At 65.8% G+C, this 25,632-nt stretch carries 24 protein-coding genes and 4 tRNA genes; 7 read left to right on the plus strand and 21 right to left on the minus strand.

Annotated elements, in window-relative coordinates:
- Positions 1-15 precede the first annotated feature (15 nt).
- The 6 genes from FOC67_RS16675 to leuC form a co-directional block, all read right to left on the minus strand.
- Positions 16-1,026, minus strand: coding sequence for an aspartate-semialdehyde dehydrogenase (locus FOC67_RS16675; RefSeq protein WP_003163305.1), 1,011 nt, complete (start codon positions 1,024-1,026; stop codon positions 16-18).
- A gap of 101 nt (positions 1,027-1,127) precedes the next feature.
- Entirely contained in the window at positions 1,128-2,240 is a 1,113-nt protein-coding gene (asd, locus tag FOC67_RS16680) for an aspartate-semialdehyde dehydrogenase (protein ID WP_003111187.1), read from the minus strand.
- Between the two features lie 69 nt (positions 2,241-2,309).
- Complete coding sequence (gene leuB, locus FOC67_RS16685; protein WP_003091395.1) at positions 2,310-3,392, minus strand: 3-isopropylmalate dehydrogenase; 1,083 nt, start codon at positions 3,390-3,392, stop codon at positions 2,310-2,312.
- A 58-nt stretch (positions 3,393-3,450) separates the two neighbouring features.
- Positions 3,451-4,212: a class I SAM-dependent methyltransferase gene (locus tag FOC67_RS16690; RefSeq protein ID WP_003091396.1), complete on the minus strand. Its 762-nt coding sequence runs from the start codon at positions 4,210-4,212 to the stop codon at positions 3,451-3,453.
- 71 nt (positions 4,213-4,283) lie between these two features.
- Entirely contained in the window at positions 4,284-4,922 is a 639-nt protein-coding gene (gene leuD / locus FOC67_RS16695; protein ID WP_003091398.1) for a 3-isopropylmalate dehydratase small subunit, read from the minus strand.
- An 11-nt stretch (positions 4,923-4,933) separates the two neighbouring features.
- Positions 4,934-6,358 carry a 3-isopropylmalate dehydratase large subunit gene (leuC, locus tag FOC67_RS16700; RefSeq protein ID WP_003091399.1) on the minus strand — a complete coding sequence of 475 codons (1,425 nt, stop codon included), beginning with the start codon at positions 6,356-6,358 and terminating at the stop codon, positions 4,934-4,936.
- A gap of 162 nt (positions 6,359-6,520) precedes the next feature.
- Here leuC and FOC67_RS16705 point away from each other — a divergent pair, with 162 nt between their 5' ends.
- On the plus strand, positions 6,521-7,414 hold the full coding sequence (locus tag FOC67_RS16705; RefSeq protein ID WP_003091401.1) for a LysR family transcriptional regulator: 894 nt from the start codon (positions 6,521-6,523) through the stop codon (positions 7,412-7,414).
- Between the two features lie 92 nt (positions 7,415-7,506).
- On the opposite strand, the gene FOC67_RS16710 is transcribed toward FOC67_RS16705, so the two are convergent.
- The gene (locus tag FOC67_RS16710) at positions 7,507-7,884 is read right to left on the minus strand and encodes a RidA family protein (protein WP_003091402.1); all 378 of its coding nucleotides are present in this window, start codon (positions 7,882-7,884) and stop codon (positions 7,507-7,509) included.
- A gap of 79 nt (positions 7,885-7,963) precedes the next feature.
- Positions 7,964-8,875 carry a LysR substrate-binding domain-containing protein gene (locus FOC67_RS16715; RefSeq protein WP_003111185.1) on the minus strand — a complete coding sequence of 304 codons (912 nt, stop codon included), beginning with the start codon at positions 8,873-8,875 and terminating at the stop codon, positions 7,964-7,966.
- Positions 8,876-8,986: 111 nt separating this feature from the next.
- Between FOC67_RS16715 and FOC67_RS16720 the strand changes: the two genes are divergently transcribed.
- Positions 8,987-10,315: an SGNH/GDSL hydrolase family protein gene (locus FOC67_RS16720; protein ID WP_009313770.1), complete on the plus strand. Its 1,329-nt coding sequence runs from the start codon at positions 8,987-8,989 to the stop codon at positions 10,313-10,315.
- A 43-nt stretch (positions 10,316-10,358) separates the two neighbouring features.
- On the opposite strand, the gene FOC67_RS16725 is transcribed toward FOC67_RS16720, so the two are convergent.
- The gene (locus tag FOC67_RS16725) at positions 10,359-10,808 is read right to left on the minus strand and encodes an Hsp20 family protein (RefSeq protein WP_003091405.1); all 450 of its coding nucleotides are present in this window, start codon (positions 10,806-10,808) and stop codon (positions 10,359-10,361) included.
- A 157-nt stretch (positions 10,809-10,965) separates the two neighbouring features.
- Here FOC67_RS16725 and FOC67_RS16730 point away from each other — a divergent pair, with 157 nt between their 5' ends.
- Positions 10,966-11,769, plus strand: a complete 804-nt coding sequence (locus tag FOC67_RS16730) for a glyoxalase/bleomycin resistance/extradiol dioxygenase family protein (RefSeq protein ID WP_003130549.1) — start codon at positions 10,966-10,968, stop codon at positions 11,767-11,769.
- Positions 11,770-11,785: 16 nt separating this feature from the next.
- On the plus strand, positions 11,786-12,532 hold the full coding sequence (locus FOC67_RS16735) for an SDR family oxidoreductase (protein WP_003091407.1): 747 nt from the start codon (positions 11,786-11,788) through the stop codon (positions 12,530-12,532).
- 14 nt (positions 12,533-12,546) lie between these two features.
- Here FOC67_RS16735 and FOC67_RS16740 read toward each other — a convergent pair whose 3' ends face one another.
- From FOC67_RS16740 to FOC67_RS16790, 11 genes are all read right to left on the minus strand, one after another.
- Positions 12,547-13,506: a tRNA dihydrouridine(16) synthase DusC gene (locus FOC67_RS16740; protein ID WP_003104220.1), complete on the minus strand. Its 960-nt coding sequence runs from the start codon at positions 13,504-13,506 to the stop codon at positions 12,547-12,549.
- A gap of 92 nt (positions 13,507-13,598) precedes the next feature.
- A complete protein-coding gene (locus FOC67_RS16745; RefSeq protein WP_003107647.1) occupies positions 13,599-14,036 on the minus strand; it encodes a thioesterase family protein in 438 nt (145 codons plus the stop codon).
- Complete coding sequence (locus FOC67_RS16750; RefSeq protein WP_003091412.1) at positions 14,036-14,683, minus strand: bifunctional 4-hydroxy-2-oxoglutarate aldolase/2-dehydro-3-deoxy-phosphogluconate aldolase; 648 nt, start codon at positions 14,681-14,683, stop codon at positions 14,036-14,038. The genes FOC67_RS16745 and FOC67_RS16750 overlap by 1 nt, the downstream gene beginning before the upstream one ends.
- Positions 14,684-14,795: 112 nt before the next feature.
- Positions 14,796-15,653 carry an alpha/beta fold hydrolase gene (locus tag FOC67_RS16755; RefSeq protein WP_003107646.1) on the minus strand — a complete coding sequence of 286 codons (858 nt, stop codon included), beginning with the start codon at positions 15,651-15,653 and terminating at the stop codon, positions 14,796-14,798.
- Positions 15,654-15,664: 11 nt separating this feature from the next.
- Positions 15,665-16,207 carry a TetR/AcrR family transcriptional regulator gene (locus FOC67_RS16760; protein WP_003091415.1) on the minus strand — a complete coding sequence of 181 codons (543 nt, stop codon included), beginning with the start codon at positions 16,205-16,207 and terminating at the stop codon, positions 15,665-15,667.
- Between the two features lie 158 nt (positions 16,208-16,365).
- Positions 16,366-16,441 (minus strand) — tRNA-Glu (locus FOC67_RS16765).
- 46 nt (positions 16,442-16,487) lie between these two features.
- Positions 16,488-16,563 (minus strand) — tRNA-Ala (locus FOC67_RS16770).
- Between the two features lie 93 nt (positions 16,564-16,656).
- A tRNA-Glu gene (locus FOC67_RS16775) sits at positions 16,657-16,732 on the minus strand.
- Positions 16,733-16,780: 48 nt separating this feature from the next.
- Positions 16,781-16,856 (minus strand) — tRNA-Ala (locus FOC67_RS16780).
- 201 nt (positions 16,857-17,057) lie between these two features.
- A complete protein-coding gene (gene gltX / locus FOC67_RS16785) occupies positions 17,058-18,542 on the minus strand; it encodes a glutamate--tRNA ligase (RefSeq protein ID WP_003104596.1) in 1,485 nt (494 codons plus the stop codon).
- A gap of 37 nt (positions 18,543-18,579) precedes the next feature.
- The gene (locus FOC67_RS16790) at positions 18,580-19,500 is read right to left on the minus strand and encodes a LysR family transcriptional regulator (RefSeq protein WP_003091419.1); all 921 of its coding nucleotides are present in this window, start codon (positions 19,498-19,500) and stop codon (positions 18,580-18,582) included.
- Positions 19,501-19,602: 102 nt separating this feature from the next.
- Here FOC67_RS16790 and FOC67_RS16795 point away from each other — a divergent pair, with 102 nt between their 5' ends.
- Positions 19,603-20,637, plus strand: coding sequence for an HlyD family secretion protein (locus FOC67_RS16795; protein WP_003091421.1), 1,035 nt, complete (start codon positions 19,603-19,605; stop codon positions 20,635-20,637).
- 49 nt (positions 20,638-20,686) lie between these two features.
- A complete protein-coding gene (locus tag FOC67_RS16800) occupies positions 20,687-22,186 on the plus strand; it encodes an MDR family MFS transporter (protein WP_074198866.1) in 1,500 nt (499 codons plus the stop codon).
- A gap of 3 nt (positions 22,187-22,189) precedes the next feature.
- Here FOC67_RS16800 and uvrB read toward each other — a convergent pair whose 3' ends face one another.
- A complete protein-coding gene (gene uvrB / locus FOC67_RS16805) occupies positions 22,190-24,202 on the minus strand; it encodes an excinuclease ABC subunit UvrB (RefSeq protein ID WP_003091426.1) in 2,013 nt (670 codons plus the stop codon).
- A 187-nt stretch (positions 24,203-24,389) separates the two neighbouring features.
- On the opposite strand from uvrB, the gene FOC67_RS16810 reads away from it, so the two are divergent.
- A complete protein-coding gene (locus tag FOC67_RS16810) occupies positions 24,390-25,586 on the plus strand; it encodes an amino acid aminotransferase (RefSeq protein ID WP_003110849.1) in 1,197 nt (398 codons plus the stop codon).
- The last annotated feature ends 46 nt before the right edge of the window (positions 25,587-25,632 follow it).

The raw sequence follows: 25,632 nt of genomic DNA on the forward strand, positions 1-25,632 counted from the left end.
GTGGGTAAGTATCTTTTACAGATAGTGTTTTATCAACAACTCACCCAGGAGCACGGCATTCAGCGCGGCACCTTTTCGCACATTATCAGACACAATCCACAAATTGACCTGACAGGGATCAGCCTGCCCCGCCCTCACCCGGCCGACATAGGTCTCGTCCTGGCCGAGGGCATCGCCGACCACCGTCGGATAATCGCCCTCGCCGACCCATTCGATACCTTTCGTCGCATCGAGGACCCGCGTCACCGCGGCCAGGTCCACCGGTTCCGCGCACTGCAGGGTCACGCTGAGGCTGTCGCCGAAGAATACCGGCGCCTGGATGCAGGTAACGTTCAACGGTCCGATACGCTCGCCAAGCAAGGCCTGCACCTCCGCGAAGATGCGCCGCTCGATGGCGCTGTGCCCCTCGCCATCCACCGCGCCGACCTGCGCCAGCAGGTTGAAGGCGATCTGGCGGTCGAAGAGACGCGGCTCCAGGGGGCGCGCATTGAGCAGTTCGGCGGTCTGCCGGGCGAGTTCCTTGACCCCTTCGCGCCCCAGGCTGGAGACGGAGAGGCAGGCTGTCAGGTTCAGTTGCCGGCAATCCAGCGTGGCCAGTAGTGGCGCCAGCACTTCGCACAGTTCGGCGGCTACGGCGCAAGGACTGGACAAAAGGAACGGCGCCGCTTGCGAGGCCAGGCGTTCGGCATTCACCGAAACCATGACCGGCGGTGCGACGCTCGGTTCCAGGGCGCCGCTCAGGTCGATCACCGAACAACCCGCCGCGCGGGCGCGCTCGGCATGGGCACGCGACACCTCGGCTGCCGCGGCGAAGAAGGCCAGGCCGACACTGGAAAAATCGAAGCTATCGACATCGCCGACGCGCAGGCTGCTTTCGGCGAAACCCACGCGCTGCCCGGCCGACTCGGCGCTGGCCAGCAGGTGCAAACGATGAAGCGGGAAGTCGCGTTCGTCGAGGAGACCGACCAGAGCCTCGCCAACCGATCCGGTGGCGCCTACGACTGCGACATTGAGGGGCTGGGACATGGGAAAAGCCTCGGCGGTCTGCGAAATAGGCGTGGCACTTTACTTGCCCACCCTCGCCCAGGCAATCGAGGCGCCGCCCATTGCGGACGGCGCCGGATCGATCAGCGCTCCAGCAGGATGCGCAACATGCGCCGCAGCGGCTCGGCAGCGCCCCACAGCAACTGGTCGCCGACGGTGAAGGCGCCGAGATACTGGGAGCCCATGTTCAGCTTGCGCAGGCGCCCGACCGGAACGCTCAGGGTGCCGGTGACGGCGGCCGGGGTCAGCTCGCGCACGCTTACCTCGCGGTGGTTCGGCACCAGCTTGACCCAGGGATTGTGCTGGCTGATCAGGCCCTCGATGTCGGTCAGCGGCACATCCTTGTTCAACTTGATGGTCAGCGCCTGGCTGTGGCAACGCATGGCGCCGACGCGCACGCAGATACCGTCGACCGGGATCGGGTTCTTGAAGCGGGCGAGGATCTTGTTGGTCTCCGCCTGGGCCTTCCACTCTTCGCGGCTCTGCCCGTTGGGCAGTTCCTTGTCGATCCAGGGGATCAGGCTGCCGCCCAGCGGCGCGCCGAAATGCTCGGTGGGGAAGGCTTCGCTGCGCAGGGTCTCCGCCACCTTGCGATCGATGTCGAGGATCGCGCTGGCCGGGTTGGCCAGGTCATCCGCCACCGATGCATGGGCGGCGCCCATCTGCTTGAGCAGTTCACGCATGTTCTGCGCACCGGCGCCGGAGGCGGCCTGGTAGGTCATGGCGCTCATCCACTCGACCAGGCCGGCGTCGAACAGCCCGCCCAAGGCCATCAGCATCAGGCTGACGGTGCAGTTGCCGCCGATGTAGTTGCGGGTGCCGGCGTCCAGGGCCTGGTCGATGACCTTGCGGTTGACCGGGTCGAGGACGATCACCGCGTCGTCTTCCATGCGCAGGCTGGAGGCGGCATCGATCCAGTAGCCCTGCCAGCCGGCCTCGCGCAGCTTGGGGAATACTTCGCTGGTGTAGTCGCCGCCCTGGCAGGTCAGGATCACGTCGAGGGTCTTCAGCTCGTCGATGCTGTAGGCGTCCTTCAGCGGAGCGATGTCCTTGCCCACTTCCGGGCCCTGGCCACCGACGTTCGACGTGGTGAAGAACACCGGCTCGATCAGGTCGAAGTCCCGCTCTTCCAGCATCCGCTGCATGAGTACGGAACCCACCATCCCGCGCCAACCGATCAGACCTACACGCTTCATCGCAACTACACCTATATGAGAGAAGTGAGCTGGCCGGCAGCCATCATGGCGCCGGCCAAGCCCGTCAGATTACAGATTCTTGAGTGCCGCGACTACGGCATCGCCCATTTCCCGGGTGCCGACCTTGCGGCAGCCTTCGGACCAGATGTCGCCGGTGCGCAGCCCCTGGTCGAGGACCTTGCTCACCGCCTGCTCGATGGCGTCGGCGGCGGTCGCCTGGCTGAAGCTGTAGCGCAGCATCATCGAGACCGAGAGGATGGTCGCCAACGGGTTGGCGATGCCCTGACCGGCGATGTCCGGGGCGGAACCGTGGCAGGGTTCGTACATGCCCTTGTTGTTCGCGTCGAGCGAGGCAGAAGGCAGCATGCCGATGGAACCGGTCAGCATGGAAGCCTCATCCGACAGGATGTCGCCGAACATGTTGTCGGTGACCATCACGTCGAACTGCTTGGGCGCGCGCACCAGCTGCATGGCGGCGTTGTCCACGTACATATGGGAAAGCTCGACGTCCGGGTAGTCCTTCGCCACCTCTTCCACCACTTCCCGCCACAGCTGGCTGGAGGCGAGGACGTTGGCCTTGTCCACCGAGCAGAGCCTGTTGTTGCGTACGCGGGCCATGTCGAAACCGACGCGGGCGATACGACGGATTTCGCTCTCGCTGTAAGGCAGGGTGTCGTAGGCCTGGCGCTCGCCGTTCTCCAGCACGCGCTGCTCGCGGGGCTGGCCGAAGTAGATGCCGCCGGTCAGTTCGCGGACGATGAGGATGTCCAGCCCGGCGACCACTTCCGGCTTCAGGCTGGAGGCCGCGGCCAGTTGCGGATAGAGGATGGCCGGACGCAGGTTGGCGAACAGGCCCAGTTGCGAGCGGATCTTCAGCAGGCCGCGCTCGGGACGGATATCGCGTTCGATCCTGTCCCATTTCGGCCCTCCTACCGCGCCCAGCAGCACCGCATCGGCCTGGCGCGCGCGCTGCAGGGTCTGGTCGGCCAGCGGCACGCCGTGCTTGTCGATGGCCGCGCCACCGATGACGTCCTCGGCCAGTTCGAAGCCGAGCTGGAACCTGTCGTTGGCCAGCTCCAGCACCTTGACCGCTTCCGCCATGATTTCCGGACCGATACCGTCACCGGGGAGAACCAGGATCTGCTTGCTCATAACACCCTCTTGTCCTTCATTCATTGAACGGCGGGCATGCGCCGCCGTGATCGAACCGTCACTCCCGACGCAGCCACAGCACCAGCACGTCGGTGCTGAACGAGCCGTCGTCGGCAATCTCGAAATACTCTCTGACTTCCTCGCCCACCGCCAGCTGCAAGCTGCGGATCGCCTGGCGGAACACCTCCGGCGTACGCATCCGCTCGACCCACGACTGGAACTCCAAGCGCAGACGCTGGCGCCGGCTTCCGGTGACCAGCAAGCCAGCCTCGCCGCTCAGGCGCGCCCACTCGGCCGGCGAGTAGTTGCGCACATGGCTGGTGTCGCGGAGCAGCTCGACGGTCTGCAGGAAGGTGTCCGGCAAGGCCTGCCCGGGCGCCGCCACGTCGACGAAGATCGCCACCCCGCCGGGCTTGAGCACCCGCCGCACCTCGCGCAGGGCCAGGCCGACGTCGCGCCAGTGATGGGTGGAATAGCGACTGAAGACGAAATCGAACTCGCCGTCGGCGAAGGGCAGGCTCTCCGCCTTGCCCTGCTCGGTGCGGATGTTCGCCATGCCCCGTTCCGCGGCGCTCTGCGCCACCACGGCGAGCATCTCGGCGGAAAGATCGTAGGCCACCACCTCCCCTGCCAGGGCGGCGACCTGGAAGCTCACGTGGCCGGCGCCGCAACCCAGGTCGAGGACCCGCGCTTCCGGGCGCCCGGCCAGGGCGTCGCGCAGCAAGGCGAATTCCTCGCCCTGGGCATGCACGGCGCTGCTCAGGTAGGCCGCAGCCTGGGCGCCGAACTGGCGCTGGACAACGTCATCGTGGTCGCTCATGAACCTACTCCAGGAGAAAAACCGGGCGCACCCTACCCAGGATGCGCCCGGCAAGGGGACTCGCGTGCCGCTCAGCGGAACAGCCAGGGCTGCTGCTGGCGGTAGCCGTCCTCGAAGGCGCGGATCGCATCGGCGTCCTGCAGCGTCAGGCCGATGTCGTCGAGGCCGTTGAGCAGGCAATGCTTGCGGAACGGGTCGACCTCGAAACCCAGCACCTTGCCATCAGGACGGGTAACGGTCTGCGCCGCCAGGTCGATGGACAACTGGTAGCCTTCGTTCGCCTCGACCTGGCGGAACAGTTCGTCCACCTCGGCCTCGGGCAGGATGATCGGCAGCAAGCCGTTCTTGAAACTGTTGTTGAAGAAGATGTCGGCATAGCTCGGTGCGATCACCGTGCGGAAACCGTACTCGTCCAGCGCCCAGGGCGCGTGCTCGCGGGACGAGCCGCAGCCGAAGTTCTCCCGCGCCAGCAGTACGCTGGCGCCCTGGTAGCGCGGCTGGTTGAGGACGAAGTCCGGGTTCAGCGGACGCTTCGAGTTGTCCTGTCCCGGCTGCCCGACATCCAGGTAGCGCCATTCGTCGAACAGGTTGGGGCCGAAGCCGGTGCGCTTGATCGACTTGAGGAATTGCTTGGGAATGATCTGATCGGTATCGACGTTGGCGCGATCCAGCGGAGCGACGAGACCGGTCGTCTGGGTATAGGGTTTCATCTCGGTTCTCCTCAGGCGAGCAATTCGCGGACATCGATGAAGCGGCCGTTGACGGCTGCGGCGGCGGCCATCGCCGGGCTGACCAAGTGGGTACGGCCACCGGCGCCCTGACGGCCCTCGAAGTTGCGGTTGGAGGTCGAGGCGCAGTGTTCGCCGCTCTCCAGCCGGTCCGGGTTCATCGCCAGGCACATGGAACAGCCCGGCTCGCGCCATTCGAAGCCGGCCTCGATGAAGATCCGGTCCAGGCCTTCCTTCTCGGCCTGCTCCTTGACCAACCCGGAACCCGGCACCACCAGCGCCTGCTTGATGGTCGCGGCGACCTTGCGGCCCCTGGCCACTTCGGCGGCGGCACGCAGGTCCTCGATCCGCGAGTTGGTGCAGGAACCGATGAATACCCGGTCCAGCTGGATGTCGGTGATCGCCTGGTTCGGCCGCAGGCCCATGTACTTCAAGGCGCGCTCGATCGAACCGCGCTTGATCGGGTCGCTCTCGCGGGCCGGGTCCGGCACGTTCTGGTCCACGGCCAGGACCATTTCCGGCGACGTGCCCCAGCTGACCTGCGGCTTGATCTGCGCGGCGTCCAGCTCGACCACGGTATCGAAGCGGGCATCGGCGTCCGACACCAGCCCCTGCCAGCAGGCGACGGCCTGGTCCCATTGCTCGGCGCTCGGCGCGAAGGGCCGGCCCTTCACGTAGTCGATGGTCTTCTGGTCGACGGCGACCAGGCCGACGCGGGCGCCCGCCTCGATCGACATGTTGCAGATGGTCATCCGCCCTTCGATGGACAGGTCGCGGATGGCGCTGCCGGCGAACTCGATGGCGTGGCCGTTGCCGCCGGCGGTGCCGATCCTGCCGATCACCGCGAGGACGATATCCTTCGCCGTGACGCCGGCCGGCAGCCTGCCTTCGACCTTGACCAGCATGTTCTTCATCTTCTTCGCCACCAGGCACTGGGTCGCCAGCACATGCTCGACCTCGGAAGTGCCGATGCCGTGGGCCAGCGCGCCGAAGGCGCCGTGGGTGGAAGTGTGCGAGTCGCCGCAGACCACGGTCATCCCCGGGAGGGTCGCGCCCTGCTCCGGACCGACCACATGGACGATGCCCTGGCGCACGTCGTTCATCTTGAATTCGGTGATGCCGAAGTCATCGCAGTTCTCGTCGAGGGTCTGCACCTGCAGGCGCGAGACCTCGTCGGCGATGGCGGCGATGCCGCCCTTGCGCTCGGTGCGGGTGGTCGGCACGTTGTGGTCCGGGGTGGCAATGTTGGCGTCGATCCGCCACGGCTTGCGCCCGGCCAGGCGAAGACCCTCGAAGGCCTGCGGCGAGGTCACTTCGTGCAGGATATGGCGGTCGATATAGATCAGCGCCGAACCGTCGTCGCGCTGCTTGACCAGGTGCATGTCCCAGAGTTTGTCGTAGAGGGTCTTGCCGGCCATCGGGATTTCCTCATCAGCTCATTTCTATGCCCACAGGGCTTGTGAGGATGATCCTATGGCTTGTCTACGAATAACTCAAATTCATATTTTTCATCCAAAGCATTCCCAACAGGAATCCATTGGCGCTAAGCTCCGGGCAGCCGAAACCAGCGGAGGCCCGCAATGGACCTGAACAGCCTCAACACCTTCATCGCCATTGCCGAGACCGGCAGCTTCTCCGAGGCCGGCGAGCGCCTGCACCTGACCCAACCGGCGGTGAGCAAGCGCATCGCCGCCCTCGAACAGCAGCTCAATGCCCGGCTGTTCGACCGGGTCGGCCGCGAGGTCAACCTCACCGAGGCCGGGCGCGCCCTGCTGCCGCGCGCCTACCAGTTGCTCAACGTGCTCGACGACACCCGCCGGGCGCTGAACAACCTCACCGGCGAGGTCAGCGGCCGGCTGGTCCTGGCCACCAGCCACCACATCGGCCTGCATCGCCTGCCGCCGCTGCTGCGCGCCTTCACCCGGGCGCATCCGCAGGTGGCGCTGGATATCCAGTTCCTGGATTCGGAAGTGGCCTACGAGGAGATCCTTCATGGCCGTGCGGAGCTGGCGGTGATCACCCTGGCCCCGGAAACCGCCGAACCGGTGCGCGCAGTCCCGGTGTGGGACGACCCGCTGGACTTCGTCGCCGCCCCGGAGCACCCGCTGGCCCGACAGGGCACGGTGTTCCTCGCCGACGTCGCCAAGCACCCCGCGGTATTCCCCGGCGGCAACACCTTCACCCACCACATCGTGCGGCGCATGTTCGAAGCCGAAGGGCTGACGCCGAACATCGCCATGAGCACCAACTACCTGGAGACCATCAAGATGATGGTCTCCATCGGCCTGGCCTGGAGCGTGCTGCCGCGGACCATGCTCGACGACCAGGTGGTGCGCCTGCCGCTACAGGACATCCAGCTCAGCCGCCAGCTCGGCTACATCCTGCACACCGAGCGGACCCTGTCGAACGCCGCGCGCGCCTTCATGCGCCTGCTCGACGAACAGGCATTCGGCAACGGCACTCCAGCGGCCTGAAGCGATTCAGGTCGGACGCCACGGGTAGGCCCTTCCCTCTTCGCCGTCCGCGGCCAGCGCTCACCCGACCTGCATGCCAATGCCCTCGCGACTCAGCCCTCGCCGACCCACGCCTGCACCTCGACCTCCACGTCGACCCCCAGCGCCAGCCCGGCGGTCACCGTCGAGCGTACCGGCAAGGCCCCCTGCACATGACGCTGGTAGACCTCGTTGAAACCGGCGAAGTGGGCCATGTCCGACAGCCAGACGGTGACCTTCACCAGTTGGTCGAAACGCGCGCCACAGCTCTCCAGGGTCTCGCCGATGCGTGCCATCACCGCTTCGGTCTGGGTCTGGATATCGCCACGTACCACCTCGCCGGTCGGACTCATCGGCACCTGTCCGGAAAGAAACAGGAAGCCGCCGGCCCGCACCGCGCGGGAAAAGGGAAACGGCAGGCTGCTGGGGTAACGCTGGATGTCATCGCTCATCTGGATTGCCTCCTGTTACTGAAGCGCTAGGAAGAAAAGCTTTCGGCCGCGGAATCGGCGTATTCATGTAGCACTGCGATCAACCCTGGCTCATATCGACGCGCTCCGCCAGAAAGTCCAGGAACGCCCGCACGCGCAGCGGCAGATAGCCGCCCTGGCCGACGTAGACGGCGTGGACTTCCTCCAGGTCGCCCGGGTTGTATGCCTCGAGCACGGGAATCAGGCGACCGGCGGCTATGTCCTCGCGCACCTGGAACGCGGCCAGCCGCGCCAGGCCCAGGCCGGCCACGGCCAGACGGCGCAGCGCCTCGCCATCGCTGGCCTGGGCGTTGCCCGACAACGGCACCACGAGTTCCTCGCCGGCGTCCCGCAGCGGCCAGCCGGAGCGCGTTCGCACATAGTTGGCGCCGAGGCGGTTGTGCCCCAGCAGCGCCTGCGGCGTGGCCGGCATGCCATGCCGGGCCAGGTAGGCCGGCGCACCGACGATCAGCATGCGCGTGCTCCCCAGCTTGCGCGCCACCAGGCTCGAGCTTTTCAGCGGCCCCGCGCGCACGGCCACGTCGGTGCGCTGCTCGAGGATGTCGACGACCTCATCGGTCAGCACGATATCCAGCGTCACCTCGGGATGCTGCGCGAGGAACTCGGGCACCAGCGGCAGCAGGAAATGATGTCCGAAAGGCACGTTGGCGTTGACTCGCAAGCGCCCGCGCGGCGCCGCGTTTTCGCTCGCACACCGCTCGGCTTCCTCCAGGTCGGCCAGGATACGCACCCCGCGCTCGTAGAACGTGCATCCCTCGGGCGTCAGTTGCAATTGACGGGTGGAGCGGTTCAGCAAGCGGGTTCCCAGGCGCTGTTCGAGCCGGGTGATCAGCTTGCTGACTGCCGAGGGCGTCATGCCGCAACGTCGAGCGGCGGCGGAAAAGCCCCCCGACTCGACGACCCGGGCAAACACCTCCAGTTCGCCGGAACGGTTGACTTCAAGCCGGGCCATGGCGCCCTGCCTGATGATTTCGCTTCATAAATGATGTTCCCCGCTACGGTCTATTTCCCTTAAATCTTTGAATTCATCATCAGCTACAGGATAACCACTGAATTCAACGACATGAAACGCCCCATCGAAAGACTTCCCGCCGCGACCTCCAGCGCAACCCGGGCCTTCGCGCTCGCGACGAGCCTGTTGTACGCCTGCGCCGCGCCGGCCGCTTCCTGGACCGCCAGCTGGCAGGCCAGCCCGCAGCCGGTCTGGGCTGAGGACTTCCTGTTTCCCAGCAACGTGCCGGCCGAACTGCACGACCAGACGGTGCGGCAACTGGCGCGAATCAGCCTGGGAGGAACACGCGTGCGCATCGTCCTGGCAAATACCTATGGAAAGCGCCCGATCCGGATCGGCCGGGCCACCCTGGCCAAACCCGGTTCCGAGCGCGCCGCGGTCGCCACCGGCAGCCTGCATGACGTGACCTTTGGCGGACGCCGGACGGCGACCATCGCGCCCGGCGCCACGCTACTCAGCGATCCGGTGGCGATGCCGGTGGCCGCGCTCTCGCAGGTGCTGGTGAGTCTCTACCTGCCGACCGCCACGCCCATGGAAACCTTCCACTGGGACGGCCGCCAGACGGGCTGGATCGTCGCCGGCGAGCAGACCCAAAGCCACGCATTGCAGTTGGACGCGGCGGACAGCCAGAGCACCACCGCGCGCCTGCTGTTGACAGGTATCCTGGTCGAAACCGAAACGGCAACGCGGACGCTGGTGACGCTCGGCGACTCGATCACCGACGGAGCCAGCGCCAGCCTCGACCGGAACAGCCGTTGGCCGGACTTCCTCGCCGAACGCCTGGCCCCGCATGGCGTCGCCGTGGTCAATGCGGGGATTTCCGGCGCCCGCCTGCTGAGCGACGGCATGGGCGCGAGCGCGCTGGCACGTCTGGACCACGACGTACTGGCCCAGCCAGGCGCAAGCAGCATGGTGGTGATGCTCGGCATCAACGACATTGCCTGGCCCGGTACCGCTTTCGCCCGGAATGCCGCACCGCCCACCCTGGAAGCGCTGATCGCCGGCTACCGGCAATTGATCGAACGGGCACACAACCGGGGTATCCGGGTCGTCGGCGCGACCCTCACGCCGTTCGAGGGCGCACTGCCCGGCACGCCGTTGAGCGATTATTACCAGCCCACCAAGGAAGCCCTGCGCAGGCAGGTTAACGAGTGGATCCGTCATGCCGGCGCCTTCGATGCGGTGATCGACTTCGACGCGGCATTGCGCGATCCGGAGCAGCCGTCGCGGCTCGCCGCGCGCTACGACTCCGGCGACCATCTGCACCCCAGCGACGAAGGCAACCGGGCGATGGCGGCCGCCGTCGACCTCGACGTCCTGCTGGACGAGGTGCCTGACGGCACACCGGCAGAGCCCCGGGCCGATAGCGCAACGAAATGAAAAAAGGCGCCCGAAGGCGCCTTTTTTCGATCACCGCTGACGGTTACTGGTTGTCCAGTGCCGGGCGCTGGCCATTGATGGCGATACGCTTCGGCTTGGCTTCTTCCGGAACCAGCCGGACCAGGTCGATGTTCAGCAGGCCGTTGGCCAGCGAAGCCGCCTTGACCTCGATATGGTCGGCGAGGCGGAACGACAGCTTGAAGGCGCGCTGGGCGATGCCCTGGTGCAGGTAGGTCACGTTGTCCGTGGACTTCTCGCGCTTGCCGCCACTGACGGTCAGCACGCCGCGCTCGACCTGCAGGTCCAGGTCTTCTTCCTGGAAGCCGGCGGCGGCGATGACGATGCGATACTCGTCGTCACCGTGCTTTTCGACGTTGTAGGGCGGGTAGGTACTCCCGGCCTCATTGCGCAGGGCCGACTCGAACAGATCGTTGAAGCGATCGAAGCCTACGGAATGACGGAACAGCGGGGCGAGGGAAAAAGCGTTGCTCATTGCGAATCTCCTGAATTATCAGCAAGTACTCTGATGCGGAACCCGTCTTCGGCATCCCGCACGAACTAGATAGGGATCGTCGGAAGTATTTCAAGAGCCTTGAGAACGACCGTTCGTCGTGCTCAGATCGAAACTCATCCTTTCGAGAACCGTCGCCATGGAACGCGCAATCCCGACCTTCCCCTGCCGCGATCTGGACAGCGCCAGCGCCTTCTACCAGTCCCTCGGCTTCCACCTTGGCGCTCGCTATCCGACCTACGCCATCCTCCAGCGCGGCGCCCTGGAGCTGCACCTGTCGCTGTTCGAAGCGCTCGAACCGAAGACCAATTGCAGCGCTGCCTACCTGCGCCTGGAGGACGCCCAGGCGCTGCATCGCCAGGCCGCGGCCCTCGGCCTAGGCGGCCAGGGGATTCCACGCATCACGGCCCTGGAAGACCAGCCCTGGGGCATGCGCGAATTCGCCCTGGTCGATCCCGACGGCAACCTGCTGCGGGTCGGCCAGGAGCTCGATGCGACGCCAGAGCAACACCGGGTTCGCCTGGCCAGCGCCGACGACGTCCCCGCGGTGGCCGCGCTCTGGCAAGCCAATGTCCGCGAAGCCGGGGAAACCCTGGATGCCGGCGACCAACAGGCGATCCAGGCACTGCTCCTGGCCGCCTCGCGCAACCGCTTACTCTGGCTGGCGGAGGCCCAGCAGCATCCCCGCGGTTTCATCCTCGCCCACCTGTGGCAGATCGAGGACGGTCAGGCACGGGTCGGAGAGATCGCAGAGCTCTATGTATTGCCGCAGGCCCGCCGCCAGGGCCTGGCCCGGGAACTGGTGGGCAGTGCCGAGGAGGCCCTGCGTTCGCGCGGCGCCGGCCTGATCCGCGCGCAATCGGCCCTTGACGCGCCGCTGTCCAACCTGTTCTGGCAGGGCCTGGGCTGGGACGCCGACTACCTGACCTTCACTCGCTACTGACCTGGGGAGCATCATCATGCGCAACGTCATGCTGATCACCGGAGCCAGCCGCGGCATCGGCGCCGCCACCGCTCTGCTCGCCGCCGAACGCGGCTATGCGGTCGTCCTCAACTATCTGCGCAACCGCGAGGCCGCCGAAGCGCTGCGCCAGCGCATCGAGCGCCAGGGCGGCGAAGCCCTGGCGGTGGCGGCCGACGTAGCCGAGGAAGGCGATGTCGAGCGGCTGTTCGCCGCCATCGACGAACGTTTCGGCCGCCTCGACGTGCTGGTCAACAACGCCGGCGTGCTGGAAGCGCAGACGCGCCTGGAAAACATCGACGCGGCGCGCCTGCACAGGGTATTCGCGACCAACGTGACCGGCAGCTTCCTCTGCGCCCGCGAGGCGGTGAAGCGCCTGTCGACCCGCCACGGCGGGCGCGGCGGCAGCATCGTCAACGTATCCTCGATGGCCTCGCGGCTGGGATCGCCCAACGAATACATCGACTATGCCGCCGCCAAGGGCGCCATCGACAGCATGACCATCGGGCTGGCCAGGGAAGTGGCGGCGGAGGGTATCCGGGTCAACGCGGTGCGGCCCGGACTGATCGATACCGAGATCCACGCCAGCGGCGGCGAGCCCGGCCGTATCGAACGCCTGAAGGGCGGCATACCGCTAGGACGCGGCGGTACGGCGGAGGAAGTCGCGCGGGCGATTCTCTGGCTGGCGTCGGACGAAGCCAGCTACAGCACCGGCACCTTCATCGATGTCAGCGGCGGCCGCTAGGCCTGCTACGCAAGCTAGGCCGCCTGGCTGAACGACACCTGCAACAGCCGGTCGATGGTTTCGCAATCGCTTTCCCGGCGAATCCGCGCGAACAGCTCGACGGCTTCGGGATAGGTGCGCGTGAGCATGCCCAGCCACTGCTTGAGACGCCCCGGGGCATAGCGCGGGGCGAGCTTGCGCCGGGCCTGTAGCCAGAAGTCGCGCAGCAGCGGCAACAGCTCGCTCCAGGGCATCTCGCGGATTTCGCCGCCATCGCGCCAGGCGGCGATCTGCCGAGCCAGGCCAGGACGCGAGACCAGGCCGCGACCGAGCATGATGTCCTCCACCCCGCTGACCTCGCGACAACGCAGGTAGTCGTCGAGCGTCCACACCTCGCCATTGGCGAACACCGGCACGCGCACCGCCTCGGCCACCCGCGCCACCCATTCCCAGTGCGCCGGCGGCCTGTAGCCATCGACCTTGGTCCGGGCATGCACCACTACATGGGCCGAGCCGCCGTCGGCCAGGGCCCGCGCACAATCCAGGGCGCCGTCGGGACTGTCGTAGCCCAGGCGCATCTTCGAGGTCACCGCAATCTCGCTCGGCACCGCGCGACGCACGGCGGCGACGATGTCGTGCATCAGCTCCGGCTCCTTGAGCAATACCGCGCCGCCGCGCGAGCGGTTCACGGTCTTGGCCGGACAACCGAAGTTCAGGTCGATCACCGGGGCGCCCAGCTCACAGGCGAACGCGGCGTTATCCGCCAGGCACGCAGGATCGGAGCCGAGCAACTGCACACGCATCGGCGTCCCGGCGCGGGTCCGGCTGCCGTCGCGCAGCTCCGGCGCCAGCTTGTGGAAAGCCGTGGCCGGCAGCAGGCGATCGGTGATGCGGATGAATTCGGTGACGCACCAATCGATGCCGCCGACGCGGGTCAGCACGTCGCGGAGGATTTCATCCACCAGACCTTCCATCGGTGCCAGGGCGATTTGCACGAACCACTACCTCGAAAATGACAGGCGGCGGATTCTAGAGAATCCGCCGCCCGGAACAAAGTGCGAATGCCTGCCGGCCGACGCGCGACGGGTCAGGCCCCGGCTAGCAGAGCCTGGCCATAGCCGTCGATGAACTCCGCCGGCATCCGCTTCGGCTTGCCGCTGGACAGTTCGATGCAGACGAAGGTGGTCTGCGCCCGCAGCAGCGTGGCGCCATCCGCCGGGCGTACCAACTGGAAGCGCCGGTTCATCCGCAGGCGCTGGTCGGACTCGACGATCCAGGTCGCCAGTTGCAGTTCGTCGCCCTCGTAGGCCGCGGCCAGGTAGTCGATCTCGTGGCGCAGCACCGCCATCGCCCGGTCCAGCCGGCGGTACTCGGCCAGGTCCAGGCCCAGCCGCTGCGAGTGGCGCCAGGCGCAGCGCTCCAGCCAACTGACGTAGACGGCGTTGTTCGCGTGGCCGAGCCCGTCGATGTCCTCGGCGAGGACCCTGAGGTCGATCACGAACGGATCGGCGTAGTCCCAATTCATCAATGCTGCTCCAGGCTGCCGGCCAGTTCGCGCGCTTCCCTGGCCAGTTGTGTGATCTGATCCCAGGCCCGCGCCCGGATCAGGCTCGGCGGCGCCAGCCAGGTGCCGCCGACACAGGCGACATTGGGCAGGCGGAGGAAATTCAGCAGGTTGTCCAGGTTGACCCCGCCGGTCGGGCAGAAGCGGATGCCGGTGAACGGCCCCTTCAGGCTTTTCAGCATTTTCACGCTGGCAGTGCCATCGGCCGGGAACAGCTTCAGCGAGCGATAACCGTACTCCAGCGCCAGCAACACTTCCGAAGGCGTCATCACCCCGGGCAGGTATGGCAGGCCGGCATCCTCCGCGGCGGCGGCAAGGCGCGGCGTGCATCCGGGGCTGACGGCGAACTGCGCGCCCGCGTCGCGTGCCTCGAGAAACTGCTCGGTGTGAATCAGGGTACCCGCCCCCAGCAGGACCTCGGGCACCTCGCGATGGATGGCGGCGATCGCGTCCAGCGCCTGCGGCGTGCGCAGCGTCACTTCCAGCACCGTGACGCCGCCCGCATACAACGCGCGCGCCAGGTCGGGCGCCAGCGCCACGTCCTCGATCACCAGCACCGGCAATACCGGGCTGGCCTGCAGCAGGACCCGATCCAGCGGCAATGTCATGGGCATTCCTCGATTCGAAACGGCTCGCCCCGCCGGATCGCTCCGCGCGGGCCACAGCGCTTTTTACCGAAGAACCGAGGTCAGGACAACGACAACCCCTCTGCTACGCGCCTCAGGAAGCGCTCGCCGTCTTTTCCACGCGCCGGCAAGCGCGCATCGCCGGACGCTCCTCGAGCAGCGCCAGCAGCGACTCGCTCAGCCTGCGCTCGCCGAGCAGTCGGTGGTGGCCGCCGCCCGGCAGGCGCAGCAAGCGACTGGCCGGCCAGGCGGCATGGATGCGCTCGGCATTTTCCACCGCTACGCGCGGGTCGTCGTCGGCATGCACCACCAGTCCGGGCATTTCCAGACGGTAGCGCGCCACATCCAGGCACGCCGCGGATATGCCCGCCTGACGCTCGACCAGGCGGATGAAATGCGAGCGAGCCAGGGCCGGCAAACCGACGAAACGAGCGAACAGGCGCAACTGTTCGAGAATCCGCGACGGCGCCGAGACCGTCACCAGCGCTTCGCTGCGCAGCCCCATCTGGGCCGCCAGCAACGCCGCCGCGCCACCCAGGGAATGACCGACCACCGCACGCAGCGGCGGCAACTCGCCAGCGGCCTCCAGCAAGGCATGGGCGAACAGCACCACGTTCGCCTCCCTGCCCGGCGAGCGGCCATGGGCCGGCGCATCGAGGGCATACACCGAATAACCCGCGCCGACCAGTTGCTCGATCAGATGGGCGAACTGTGTCGGCCTGCCGGCCCAGCCATGCAGCAGCAGGACTGCCGGCCCCTCGCCCCAGCGCAACACCGACAGCCCGAAGCGCAGAGTGACGCGCTCCGAGCTGGCCAGCAGCGGCAGCTCCCAATCCTTCGGCGGCCACTCGCCAGGCATCATGAACGCCCGACGCATACGCTCGGCCGTCCAACGCGGCGCGATGCGGCCGATCGTCCCGTTGAAACCGCGAATCCAGGTCAGGCTGCTCATCTCGCACCTCCTCAGTTCACCGCCTGCTTGGCGGCACGCAGAACCCGGTCGGACAGCTCGCCCGGCCCCAATGCCCGGGCCAGCGCCAAACCGCCAATCATCAACACCAGGTCGGCCAGGGCGACGTCGGTTTCCTCGGGACTTTCCGCCAGGCTGGCGACCATGATCTCGACATGCCTGCTCAAGACCTCGCGAAACCCCTCCGGCAGGCGCGCCACCTCGGCGAGGGTCGCCGGCAGCGGACAACCGGCGTCGACCTGTGCGTCCCGATGCTTGCGCGACAGGTAGAAGGCGGCCGCCAAGGCCCGACGCTCCTTTCCCGACAATCCGGGGTCGAGTTCGCCGAGCAGTTCGCGGCGCTTGCCGAGCAATTGCTCGAATGCCTCGAGCATCAGCGCATCCTTGCTCTGGAAGTGGGCATAGAAGCCGCCGACGGTGAGCCCCGCCGCGCCCATCACTTCCCCGACGCTAGGCTCGACGGCGCCCCGCTCGAGCAGGGCCTGGGTGGCGGCACCGAGGATGCGGGCACGGGTCTGGGTTTTCTTGTCGCTCATGACGATCTCCGAAAATATTATGAGTGAAATATTATATGCATAATAAAAATCGGCAAGCGTACGGCCGGACCGTCTGTCAGGAAATTCGAAAAGGGAAAAAACAAAAGGGCCATTCCAATTCGGAATGGCCCTATAGAGCCCCGCAGAGCGGGAAAAAGTGGCGTCCCCTAGGGGACTCGAACCCCTGTTACCGCCGTGAAAGGGCGGTGTCCTAGGCCACTAGACGAAGGGGACAATGAAACCTTCGAAAAGTAAGGCCAGCGATGCTGGCCTTGGAATGTGGTGGAGCTAGACGGGATCGAACCGTCGACCTCTTGCATGCCATGCAAGCGCTCTCCCAGCTGAGCTATAGCCCCGAATTCGCCATCAGGCGGGCGATCTTCCGATCGCTTCGACAACCTTCCGGTCATCGACACGCTCATCCATTGCTGGGACGGATGAACATGAAGTGGCGTCCCCTAGGGGACTCGAACCCCTGTTACCGCCGTGAAAGGGCGGTGTCCTAGGCCACTAGACGAAGGGGACGAAACCTTCGTAGGAATCCGCAAAACCAACCGCGTATTCCCGGCAATTTGGTGGAGCTAGACGGGATCGAACCGTCGACCTCTTGCATGCCATGCAAGCGCTCTCCCAGCTGAGCTATAGCCCCAAAGTACCGCTGGATCGCTTCACTTCGTTGAGTTCGTCGTGAAGACGGGGCGCATACTAAGGGTGAGGCTTGAGGCTGTCAACATTATTTTTCATCGAAACCTAAAAAATTTTACCGGAAGAACAATCACTTACCTCCCCTCCCCAAAAAACGAGGCCCGCAACTGGGCGGGCCTCGTCATCGACTGTGGAAGAAAGCCGGTCAGCCGGGAATGGCGTCGCGGATCTTCTCCCACTCCTTGGTTTCCTTTTTCGACGCCCCCCCCAACAGCTCCAGGGCCTGGCGCAAGCGATAGCGCGACAGGTCGGCGCCAAGAATCTCCATGGCGTCCAGCACCGAAACCGAGCTGGCATGCCCGGTGATGGCCGGGAACATCAGCGGCATCACGTCGCGCAGCTTGAGCTGGAGGTGCTCGGCGACAGCCTGGATGCAGCCGGTGATGCGTTCCTTCTCCCACTGGCGCAGGGATTCGAGTTTCCACAGCACCAGTTGCAGGACCTGGCGGACCTGGGTCGGATCGAGCTTCTTGTGTTCGAACAGCGAAGCGTCCAGCGGCACCCCGCCGCTGAAGAAGAATCCGGCCAGCGGTGCGATCTGGCTGAAGTTCTCCACCCGTCCCTGCACGTGCGGAGCGATCTTCATCAGGTATTCGGGATTCAACGCCCACTTCTGCACCTCACGGGCGAACTCCTCCACGGACTGCTCGCGGATCCACTGCCCGTTCAGCCAGGAGAGCTTCTCCAGGTCGAAGATCGGTCCGCCCAGGGAGACGCGCGACAGGTCGAAATGCTCGATCATCTCGGCGAGGGTGAATTTCTCGCGCTCGTCCGGCATCGACCAGCCCATCCGCCCAAGGTAGTTGAGCAGCGCCTGCGGCAGGTAGCCCATGCGTTCGTAGAAGGTGATAGAGGTCGGGTTCTTGCGCTTGGACAGCTTGCTCTTGTCCGGGTTGCGCAGCAGCGGCATGTAGCACAGCTGCGGCTGCTCCCAGCCGAAATACTCGTAGAGCTTGATCAGCTTGGGCGCCGACGGCAGCCACTCTTCGCCGCGCAGGACGTGAGTGATGCCCATCAGGTGGTCGTCGACCACGTTGGCGAGGAAGTAGGTGGGCAGGCCGTCGGCCTTCATCAGCACCTGCATGTCCATGCGATCCCACGGAATCTCGACATCGCCGCGGAGCATGTCCGGCACCACGCAGACACCCTCGGTCGGCACCTTCATGCGGGTGACATGGGACTCGCCGGCGGCGAGGCGGCGCTGCACCTCATCCTTCGGCAGGTGCATGCAGTGGCCGTCGTAGCGCGGGGTTTCCTTGCGCGCCATCTGCTCGGCGCGAACCGCATCGAGGCGCTCGGGCGTGCAGAAGCAGGTGAAGGCATGGCCCTTCTCGACCAGTTCGTCCGAATACTTCTTGTAGATGTGCCCGCGCTCGCTCTGCCGGTACGGGCCATGCGGGCCGCCGACGTCCGGGCCCTCGTCCCACTCGATGCCGAGCCAGCGCAGGGCGTCGTAGATCTGCTGCTCGGACTCCCGCGTCGAACGCAGCTGGTCGGTGTCCTCGATGCGCAGGATGAACTGACCGCCGTGCTGACGCGCGAAGCACAGGTTGAACAGCGCGATGTATGCGGTACCGACGTGCGGGTCGCCCGTCGGCGACGGGGCGATGCGAGTACGAACAGTGGTCATGGAGACTCTCTTGCCAAGCGGAAGTTAAAACGGAAATTCAGGGGCGCGATGTTATCAGGCGGGCCGCCTCCGGCTCCAGTAAACGACCGGTGTCGGCCGGCAGGCGGCTGATCAGGAAATCGAGGAAGGCCTTGACCTTCATCGCCTGGAAACGCCGCGAAGGATAGACCGCATACAGTTCGCCGACCGGCAACGGCACGTCCGCCAGCAAACGCACCAGACGCCCGCTGTGCACGCTCTCCGCACAGATCAGCGCCGGTAGCGCGGCAATGCCGGCACCGGCGACCACCGCCTCGCGGGCGAAGGTGATGTTGTTGCAGGACAGCACCCGCTGGCAGGGCAGGCTGTCTCCGGAAAGCGGCCAGTAGCGCTGGGAGTCGGTGGACAGAAGGACCGCGCGATGCCCGGCAAGCTCGGCCACCGATGTCGGCGTGCCGTGCGCCGCCAGGTAGTCGGGGCTGGCGCAGAGCCAGCGGCTGGTAGAGAGCAGGCGACGGGCCACCAGGGTGGAATCCTCCGGCTGGCCGACCATGATCACGATGTCGACGCCCTCCTGCAGCGGATCGACGCTGCGCGAGGCCAGCTCGACCTCGGCGGTGATCTGCGGGTACTGGCGCATGAAGTCGCCCAGCAGGCTGGCGAGGAACATCTGGCCGAACTCTATCGGCGAGGTGATCCGCAGCAATCCCGACGGCGCCTGTTGCAACTGCATGACCGCCTGCTCGGCCTCGGCGAAATCGTGCATGATCTGCCGGCAGCGCTCGTAGTAGGCCTGCCCTACTTCGGTCAGGCGCAACTTGCGGGTGGTGCGATTGAGCAGGCGCACGCCCAGGCGCTCCTCCAGCAGGGCGATGCGCCGGCTCACCGTGGACTTCTGCATGCCCAGGCTCTGCGCGGCCTGGGTGAAGCTGTGGTACTCCACCACGCGGGTGAAGATCAGCGCATCATCAAGCCCCATTATTGTTCCCTATAAGCAACAAAGAGTCCGAAGTGTAGCGCCTATAACGTCCGGCGGAACACTGCTAGATTGGCCGAATTTTGCCGACGGAACACTCCACCCATGCCCGCCCAACTCAAACGTCGCCTGACCGTCTTCCTGGTGGCCGTCGGCCTGATCGCCCTGGCCTTCTTCCTCCACTGGTGGTTCATCGGCCGCCACGTGGAAAGCACCGACAACGCCTACGTCCAGGGCGAGATCACGCGGGTGGCCAGCCAGTTGGGCGCGCGGGTCGAGGAAGTCCTGGTGCGCGACAACCAGCACGTGGACAAGGGGCAGCTACTGGTACGCCTGGAAGACGCCGACTTCAAGCTCGCCGTCGAGCGCGCCCAGGCCGCGCTGGCCACCCGCGAGGCGGAACTGGCCCAGGCGCGCAGCAAGCTGGTGCAGCAGGGCAGCCTGATCGCCGCCAGCGCCGCCGACGTCAACGCCAGCCAGGCAACCCTCGGCCGCGCACAGATCGACCTGAACCGCGCCGAAGCCCTGCGCAAGCCCGGCTACGTTTCCGAGGAACGGGTCACCACCCTCACCGCCGACAACCACGTGGCTCGCTCGCAACTGGCCAAGGCCCGCGCCGACCTCGAGGCACAACGCGTCCAGCGCGACACCCTGGGCGCCGAGATCAAGCGCCTGGAAGCGCAGATCGCCAGCGCCCGCACCGAACTGGCGCAAGCCGAAATCAACCTGTCACGCACCCTGATCCATTCGCCGATCAACGGCCTGGTCGGCCAGCGCAGCGCACGCAACGGCCAGTACGTGCAGGTTGGTACCCATTTGCTGTCACTGGTGCCGGACGAAGACATCTGGGTCCAGGCCAACTTCAAGGAGACCCAGGTCGGCCGCATGCGCGACGGGCAGAAGGCGCGCCTGACCTTCGACGCCTTCCCCGACACGCCTATCGACGGCCGCATCGATAGCCTGTTTGCCGCTTCCGGCGCGCAGTTCAGCCTGCTGCCACCGGACAACGCCACCGGAAACTTCACCAAGGTGGTGCAACGCATCCCGGTGAAGATCGTGTTCGAGGCCGACAACCCGTTGCATGGCCGCATCCGCCCCGGCATGTCCGTCGAAGCCGAGGTCGAGCTCCGTGACCGCTGAGGCGCTGGCCCGGCCGCTTGGCGAACCGACCCGGCGCGACTGGATCGCGGTGCTCAGCGCCATGCTCGGCGCATTCATGGCGGTGCTCGACATCCAGATCACCAACTCCTCACTGAAGGACATCCAGGGCGCGCTGGCGGCGACCCTCGAGGAAGGCTCGTGGATCTCCACCTCCTATCTGGTGGCGGAGATCATCATGATCCCGATGACCGCCTGGCTGGTGCAGCTGCTCTCGGCACGGCGCCTGGCGGTGATGATCTCGGTGGGCTTCCTGGTGTCCTCGCTGCTCTGCTCGTTCGCCTGGAACCTGGAAAGCATGATCGTGTTCCGCGCCATGCAGGGTTTCACCGGCGGCGCGCTGATTCCGCTGGCGTTCACCCTGGCCCTGGTCAAGTTGCCGGAACACCACCGTCCGAAGGGCATGGCGCTGTTCGCCATCACCGCCACCTTCGCGCCCTCCATCGGACCGACCCTGGGAGGCTGGCTGACGGAAAACTTCGGCTGGGAATACATCTTCTATATCAACGTGCCGCCGGGCCTGTTGATGATCGCCGGGCTGCTCTACGGCCTGGAGAAAAAGGCGCCGCACTGGGAACTGCTGAAGAGTACCGACTACGCCGGCATCGTCACCCTCGGCATCGGCCTGGGCTGCCTGCAGGTCTTCCTCGAGGAAGGTCACCGCAAGGACTGGCTGGAGTCGCAACTGATCGTCAGCCTCGGCAGCGTCGCCCTGTTCAGCCTGGTCCTGTTCGTCATCCTGCAACTGTCGCGGCCGAACCCGCTGATCGACCTGGGCATCCTGCGCAACCGCAACTTCGGCCTCGCGAGCATTTCCAGCATCGGTCTGGGCATGGGCCTGTACGGCTCGATCTACGTACTGCCGCTGTACCTGGCGCAAATCCAGGGCTACAACGCCATGCAGATCGGCGAGGTGATCATGTGGATGGGCATTCCCCAGCTGTTCCTGATCCCGCTGGTCCCGAAGTTGATGAAGCTGGTCTCGCCGCGCCTGCTCTGCGCCGCCGGCTTCGGCCTGTTCGGCCTTGCCAGCTTCTTCTCCGGAGTGCTCAACCCGGACTTCGCCGGACCGCAGTTCAACCAGATCCAGCTACTGCGCGCCCTCGGCCAGCCGATGATCATGGTGACCATTTCGCTGATCGCCACCGCCTACCTGCAGCCACAGGATGCCGGCTCGGCCTCGAGCCTGTTCAACATCCTGCGCAACCTCGGCGGCGCCATCGGCATCGCCCTGCTCGCGACCCTGCTCGACAGTCGCGCCAAGGTGTACTTCGACTATCTGCGCGAAGCCCTGGTGCCGACCAACCCGCAGGTCGACGAACGCCTCGCGCAACTCGCCGCGCAACTGGGCAGCCAGCAGGCGGCGCTGGGCAAACTCAGCGAGATCACCCACCAGCAGGCGATGATCATGGCCTACAACGATGCTTTCCATGTCATCGGCATGGTGCTCGCAGTGAGCATGCTCGCGGTGCTGCTGACCCGCTCGCTGCCGGCCGGCATCGGCGCCCGCTCCGACGCCGGGGCTCACTGAGGTTCAGACGTTGACCAGGCGCTCGCGCAGCGTCTGGATCTCGTCGCGCAGTTGCGCCGCCGCCTCGAACTCCAGGTCGCGGGCCAACTGGTACATCTTTTCCTCCAGTTGGCGGATGCGCTTGCTGATCTCGCTCGGCGAGCGCAGTTCGTTCTCGTAGCGCCCGCTCTCCTCCGCCACCTTGGCCACGCCCTTGCGCTTGCCGCGCGCGCCGGGCACCACGGCGCCTTCGAGAATGTCCTTGATATCCTTGCGCACCCCCTTGGGCACGATGCCATGGGCTTGGTTGAACGCGATCTGCTTGGCCCGACGCCGCTCGGTCTCGTCGATCGCACGCTGCATCGAGCCGGTGACGTTGTCGGCGTAGAGGATCGCCTTGCCGTGCAGGTTGCGCGCGGCACGACCGATGGTCTGGATCAGCGAGCGCTCCGAGCGCAGGAAGCCTTCCTTGTCCGCGTCGAGGATCGCCACCAGCGACACCTCGGGCATGTCCAGGCCTTCGCGCAGCAGGTTGATCCCCACCAGCACGTCGAACGCACCGGCGCGCAGGTCGCGGATGATCTCCACTCGCTCGACGGTATCGATGTCCGAGTGCAGGTAGCGCACCCGCACGTCGTGATCGCCGAGATAATCGGTGAGGTCTTCGGCCATGCGCTTGGTCAGGGTAGTCACCAGCACCCGCTCGTTCTTGGCCACCCGCTGGCGGATCTGCGAGAGCAGGTCATCCACCTGGGTCATCGCCGGGCGTACCTCGATCTCCGGATCGACCAGCCCGGTGGGACGCACCACCTGCTCGATGATCCGCCCGGCATGTTCCGCCTCGTAGGGGCCCGGGGTGGCGGAGACGAAGATGGTCTGCGGACTCACCGCCTCCCACTCTTCGAAGCGCAGCGGCCGGTTGTCCAGCGCCGAAGGCAGGCGGAAACCGTATTCCACCAGGGTCTCCTTGCGCGAGCGGTCGCCCTTGAACATCGCGCCGACCTGCGGAACGCTGACGTGCGATTCGTCGATAACCAGCAGCGAGTTGGCCGGCAGGTAGTCATAGAGCGTCGGCGGCGGCTCGCCGGGGGCCCGCCCGGAAAGATAGCGCGAGTAGTTCTCGATGCCGTTGCAATAGCCCAGTTCGAGGATCATCTCCAGGTCGAAACGCGTGCGCTGCTCCAGGCGCTGCGCTTCCACCAGCTTGTTGCTGTTGCGCAGGTAGTCCAGGCGTTCCTTGAGTTCGGCCTTGATCTGGTCGACCGCCTCCAGCAGCGTCTCGCGCGGGGTCACGTAGTGGCTCTTGGGGTAGAAGGTGAAGCGCGGCAGCTTGCGGATCACCTCGCCGGTGAGCGGGTCGAAGGCCGAGAGACTTTCCACCTCGTCGTCGAACAACTCGACACGAATCGCCTCGAGATCGGATTCGGCCGGGAAGATGTCGATCACATCGCCACGCACACGGAAAGTCGCACGGGCGAAATCCATGTCGTTGCGGGTGTACTGCAGGCTGGTCAGTCGCCGCAGCAGTTCGCGCTGGTCGATGCGGTCGCCGCGGTCCAGGTGCAGGACCATCTTCAGGTAGGACGCGGGATCACCGAGGCCGTAGATGGACGACACGGTGGCGACGATGATCGCATCCGGACGCTCGAGCAGCGCCTTGGTCGCCGACAGGCGCATCTGCTCGATATGGTCGTTGATCGAGGAGTCCTTCTCGATATAGGTATCGGAAGACGGTACGTAGGCCTCCGGCTGGTAGTAGTCGTAGTAGGAAACGAAGTACTCCACGGAATTGTGCGGGAAGAACGTCTTGAACTCCCCGTAGAGCTGGGCCGCCAGGGTCTTGTTCGGCGCCAGGACCAGGGTCGGGCGCTGCACCTGGGCAATCACGTTGGCGATGCTGAAAGTCTTGCCAGAGCCCGTCACCCCCAGCAGGGTCTGGTGCGAAAGCCCCGCCTCCAGCCCCTCGACCATCTGCCGGATGGCTTCCGGCTGGTCGCCGGCGGGCTTGAAGCGCGAGTCGAGTTGGAACGTATCCATGAAAAACCTCGCAGGGAGCTGTGACGCCAAGGAAAATCCGGCGTCAGAAATAGCTGAAAGCATGCACCTAAATGTCGCCGCATGCATCAAGGGGTGTCTATAATAACCCCCCGTTTGCGCAACCCTTTGCGCCCCCGCATAACGGGTTGCGTTGCCCTCCTCTCTTCACACTCCGAGCAGCCGCAAAATGAGTCTGTTTTCTGCCGTCGAAATGGCACCGCGTGATCCCATCCTTGGCCTGAACGAAGCCTTCAACGCCGATACCCGTCCGGGCAAGATCAACCTGGGCGTGGGCGTGTACTACAACGAGGAGGGGCGCATTCCGCTGTTGCGTGCCGTGCAGGCTGCCGAGAAGGCCCGCATCGAGGCCCACGCGCCGCGCGGCTACCTGCCGATCGAAGGGATCGCCGCCTACGACCAGGGCGTACAGAAACTGCTGTTCGGTAACGAATCCGAGCTGCTGGCCGCCGGCCGCGTGGTCACGACCCAGGCCGTCGGCGGCACCGGCGCCCTCAAGCTCGGCGCCGACTTCCTCAAGCGCCTGCTGCCCGACGCCACCGTGGCCATCAGCGACCCGAGCTGGGAAAACCACCGCGCACTGTTCGAAGCCGCCGGCTTCCCGGTGCAGAACTACCGCTATTACGACGCCGCCAGCAATGGCGTGAACCGCGCCGGCCTGCTGGAAGACCTGAATGCCCTGCCGGCCCGCTCGATCGTGGTCCTGCACGCCTGCTGCCATAATCCGACCGGCGTCGATCTCGAGCTGGACGACTGGAAACAGGTGCTGGACGTGCTCAAGGCCAAGGGCCACGTGCCGTTCCTCGACATCGCCTACCAGGGCTTCGGCAACGGCATCGAGGAAGACGCCGCCGCGGTGCGCCTGTTCGCCCAGTCGGGCCTGAGCTTCTTCGTTTCCAGCTCGTTCTCCAAATCCTTCTCGCTCTATGGCGAACGCGTCGGCGCCCTCTCGATCGTGACCGAAAGCCGCGATGAATCGGCCCGCGTGCTGTCCCAGGTGAAGCGGGTGATCCGCACCAACTATTCGAACCCACCGACCCACGGCGCCAGCGTCGTCTCCTCCGTGCTCAACAGCTCGGAACTGCGGGCCCTCTGGGAGCAGGAACTGGGCGAGATGCGCGACCGCATCCGCGACATGCGCCTGGCGATGGTCGAGCAACTGGCAGCCCACGGCGCCAAGCGCGACTTCAGCTTCGTCGGTCGCCAGCGTGGCATGTTCTCCTATTCCGGCCTGACCGCCGACCAGGTCGAGCGCCTGAAGACCGAGTTCGGTATCTATGCCGTCAGCACCGGCCGTATCTGCGTCGCCGCGCTGAACAAATCGAACCTGGAGACCATCACCAAGGCCATCGTCCAGGTCCTGTAGGGAAAAAGGGGAAGTCATCGGGGGAGGCTTGACTTCCCCTTTTTAA

The organism is Pseudomonas sp. FDAARGOS_761 (assembly GCF_013343155.1).
Classification (GTDB): domain Bacteria; phylum Pseudomonadota; class Gammaproteobacteria; order Pseudomonadales; family Pseudomonadaceae; genus Pseudomonas; species Pseudomonas aeruginosa.

What these genes read in the sequence shown, in the direction of transcription:
- FOC67_RS16675 (WP_003163305.1), bottom strand. Translation starts at nt 1,026, where the DNA reads ATGTCCCAGCCCCTCAATGTCGCAGTCGTAGGCGCCACCGGATCGGTT.
- asd (WP_003111187.1), bottom strand. Translation starts at nt 2,240, where the DNA reads ATGAAGCGTGTAGGTCTGATCGGTTGGCGCGGGATGGTGGGTTCCGTA.
- leuB (WP_003091395.1), bottom strand. Translation starts at nt 3,392, where the DNA reads ATGAGCAAGCAGATCCTGGTTCTCCCCGGTGACGGTATCGGTCCGGAA.
- FOC67_RS16690 (WP_003091396.1), bottom strand. Translation starts at nt 4,212, where the DNA reads ATGAGCGACCACGATGACGTTGTCCAGCGCCAGTTCGGCGCCCAGGCT.
- leuD (WP_003091398.1), bottom strand. Translation starts at nt 4,922, where the DNA reads ATGAAACCCTATACCCAGACGACCGGTCTCGTCGCTCCGCTGGATCGC.
- leuC (WP_003091399.1), bottom strand. Translation starts at nt 6,358, where the DNA reads ATGGCCGGCAAGACCCTCTACGACAAACTCTGGGACATGCACCTGGTC.
- FOC67_RS16705 (WP_003091401.1), top strand. Translation starts at nt 6,521, where the DNA reads ATGGACCTGAACAGCCTCAACACCTTCATCGCCATTGCCGAGACCGGC.
- FOC67_RS16710 (WP_003091402.1), bottom strand. Translation starts at nt 7,884, where the DNA reads ATGAGCGATGACATCCAGCGTTACCCCAGCAGCCTGCCGTTTCCCTTT.
- FOC67_RS16715 (WP_003111185.1), bottom strand. Translation starts at nt 8,875, where the DNA reads ATGGCCCGGCTTGAAGTCAACCGTTCCGGCGAACTGGAGGTGTTTGCC.
- FOC67_RS16720 (WP_009313770.1), top strand. Translation starts at nt 8,987, where the DNA reads ATGAAACGCCCCATCGAAAGACTTCCCGCCGCGACCTCCAGCGCAACC.
- FOC67_RS16725 (WP_003091405.1), bottom strand. Translation starts at nt 10,808, where the DNA reads ATGAGCAACGCTTTTTCCCTCGCCCCGCTGTTCCGTCATTCCGTAGGC.
- FOC67_RS16730 (WP_003130549.1), top strand. Translation starts at nt 10,966, where the DNA reads ATGGAACGCGCAATCCCGACCTTCCCCTGCCGCGATCTGGACAGCGCC.
- FOC67_RS16735 (WP_003091407.1), top strand. Translation starts at nt 11,786, where the DNA reads ATGCGCAACGTCATGCTGATCACCGGAGCCAGCCGCGGCATCGGCGCC.
- FOC67_RS16745 (WP_003107647.1), bottom strand. Translation starts at nt 14,036, where the DNA reads ATGAATTGGGACTACGCCGATCCGTTCGTGATCGACCTCAGGGTCCTC.
- FOC67_RS16750 (WP_003091412.1), bottom strand. Translation starts at nt 14,683, where the DNA reads ATGACATTGCCGCTGGATCGGGTCCTGCTGCAGGCCAGCCCGGTATTG.
- FOC67_RS16755 (WP_003107646.1), bottom strand. Translation starts at nt 15,653, where the DNA reads ATGAGCAGCCTGACCTGGATTCGCGGTTTCAACGGGACGATCGGCCGC.
- FOC67_RS16760 (WP_003091415.1), bottom strand. Translation starts at nt 16,207, where the DNA reads ATGAGCGACAAGAAAACCCAGACCCGTGCCCGCATCCTCGGTGCCGCC.
- gltX (WP_003104596.1), bottom strand. Translation starts at nt 18,542, where the DNA reads ATGACCACTGTTCGTACTCGCATCGCCCCGTCGCCGACGGGCGACCCG.
- FOC67_RS16790 (WP_003091419.1), bottom strand. Translation starts at nt 19,500, where the DNA reads ATGGGGCTTGATGATGCGCTGATCTTCACCCGCGTGGTGGAGTACCAC.
- FOC67_RS16795 (WP_003091421.1), top strand. Translation starts at nt 19,603, where the DNA reads ATGCCCGCCCAACTCAAACGTCGCCTGACCGTCTTCCTGGTGGCCGTC.
- uvrB (WP_003091426.1), bottom strand. Translation starts at nt 24,202, where the DNA reads ATGGATACGTTCCAACTCGACTCGCGCTTCAAGCCCGCCGGCGACCAG.
- FOC67_RS16810 (WP_003110849.1), top strand. Translation starts at nt 24,390, where the DNA reads ATGAGTCTGTTTTCTGCCGTCGAAATGGCACCGCGTGATCCCATCCTT.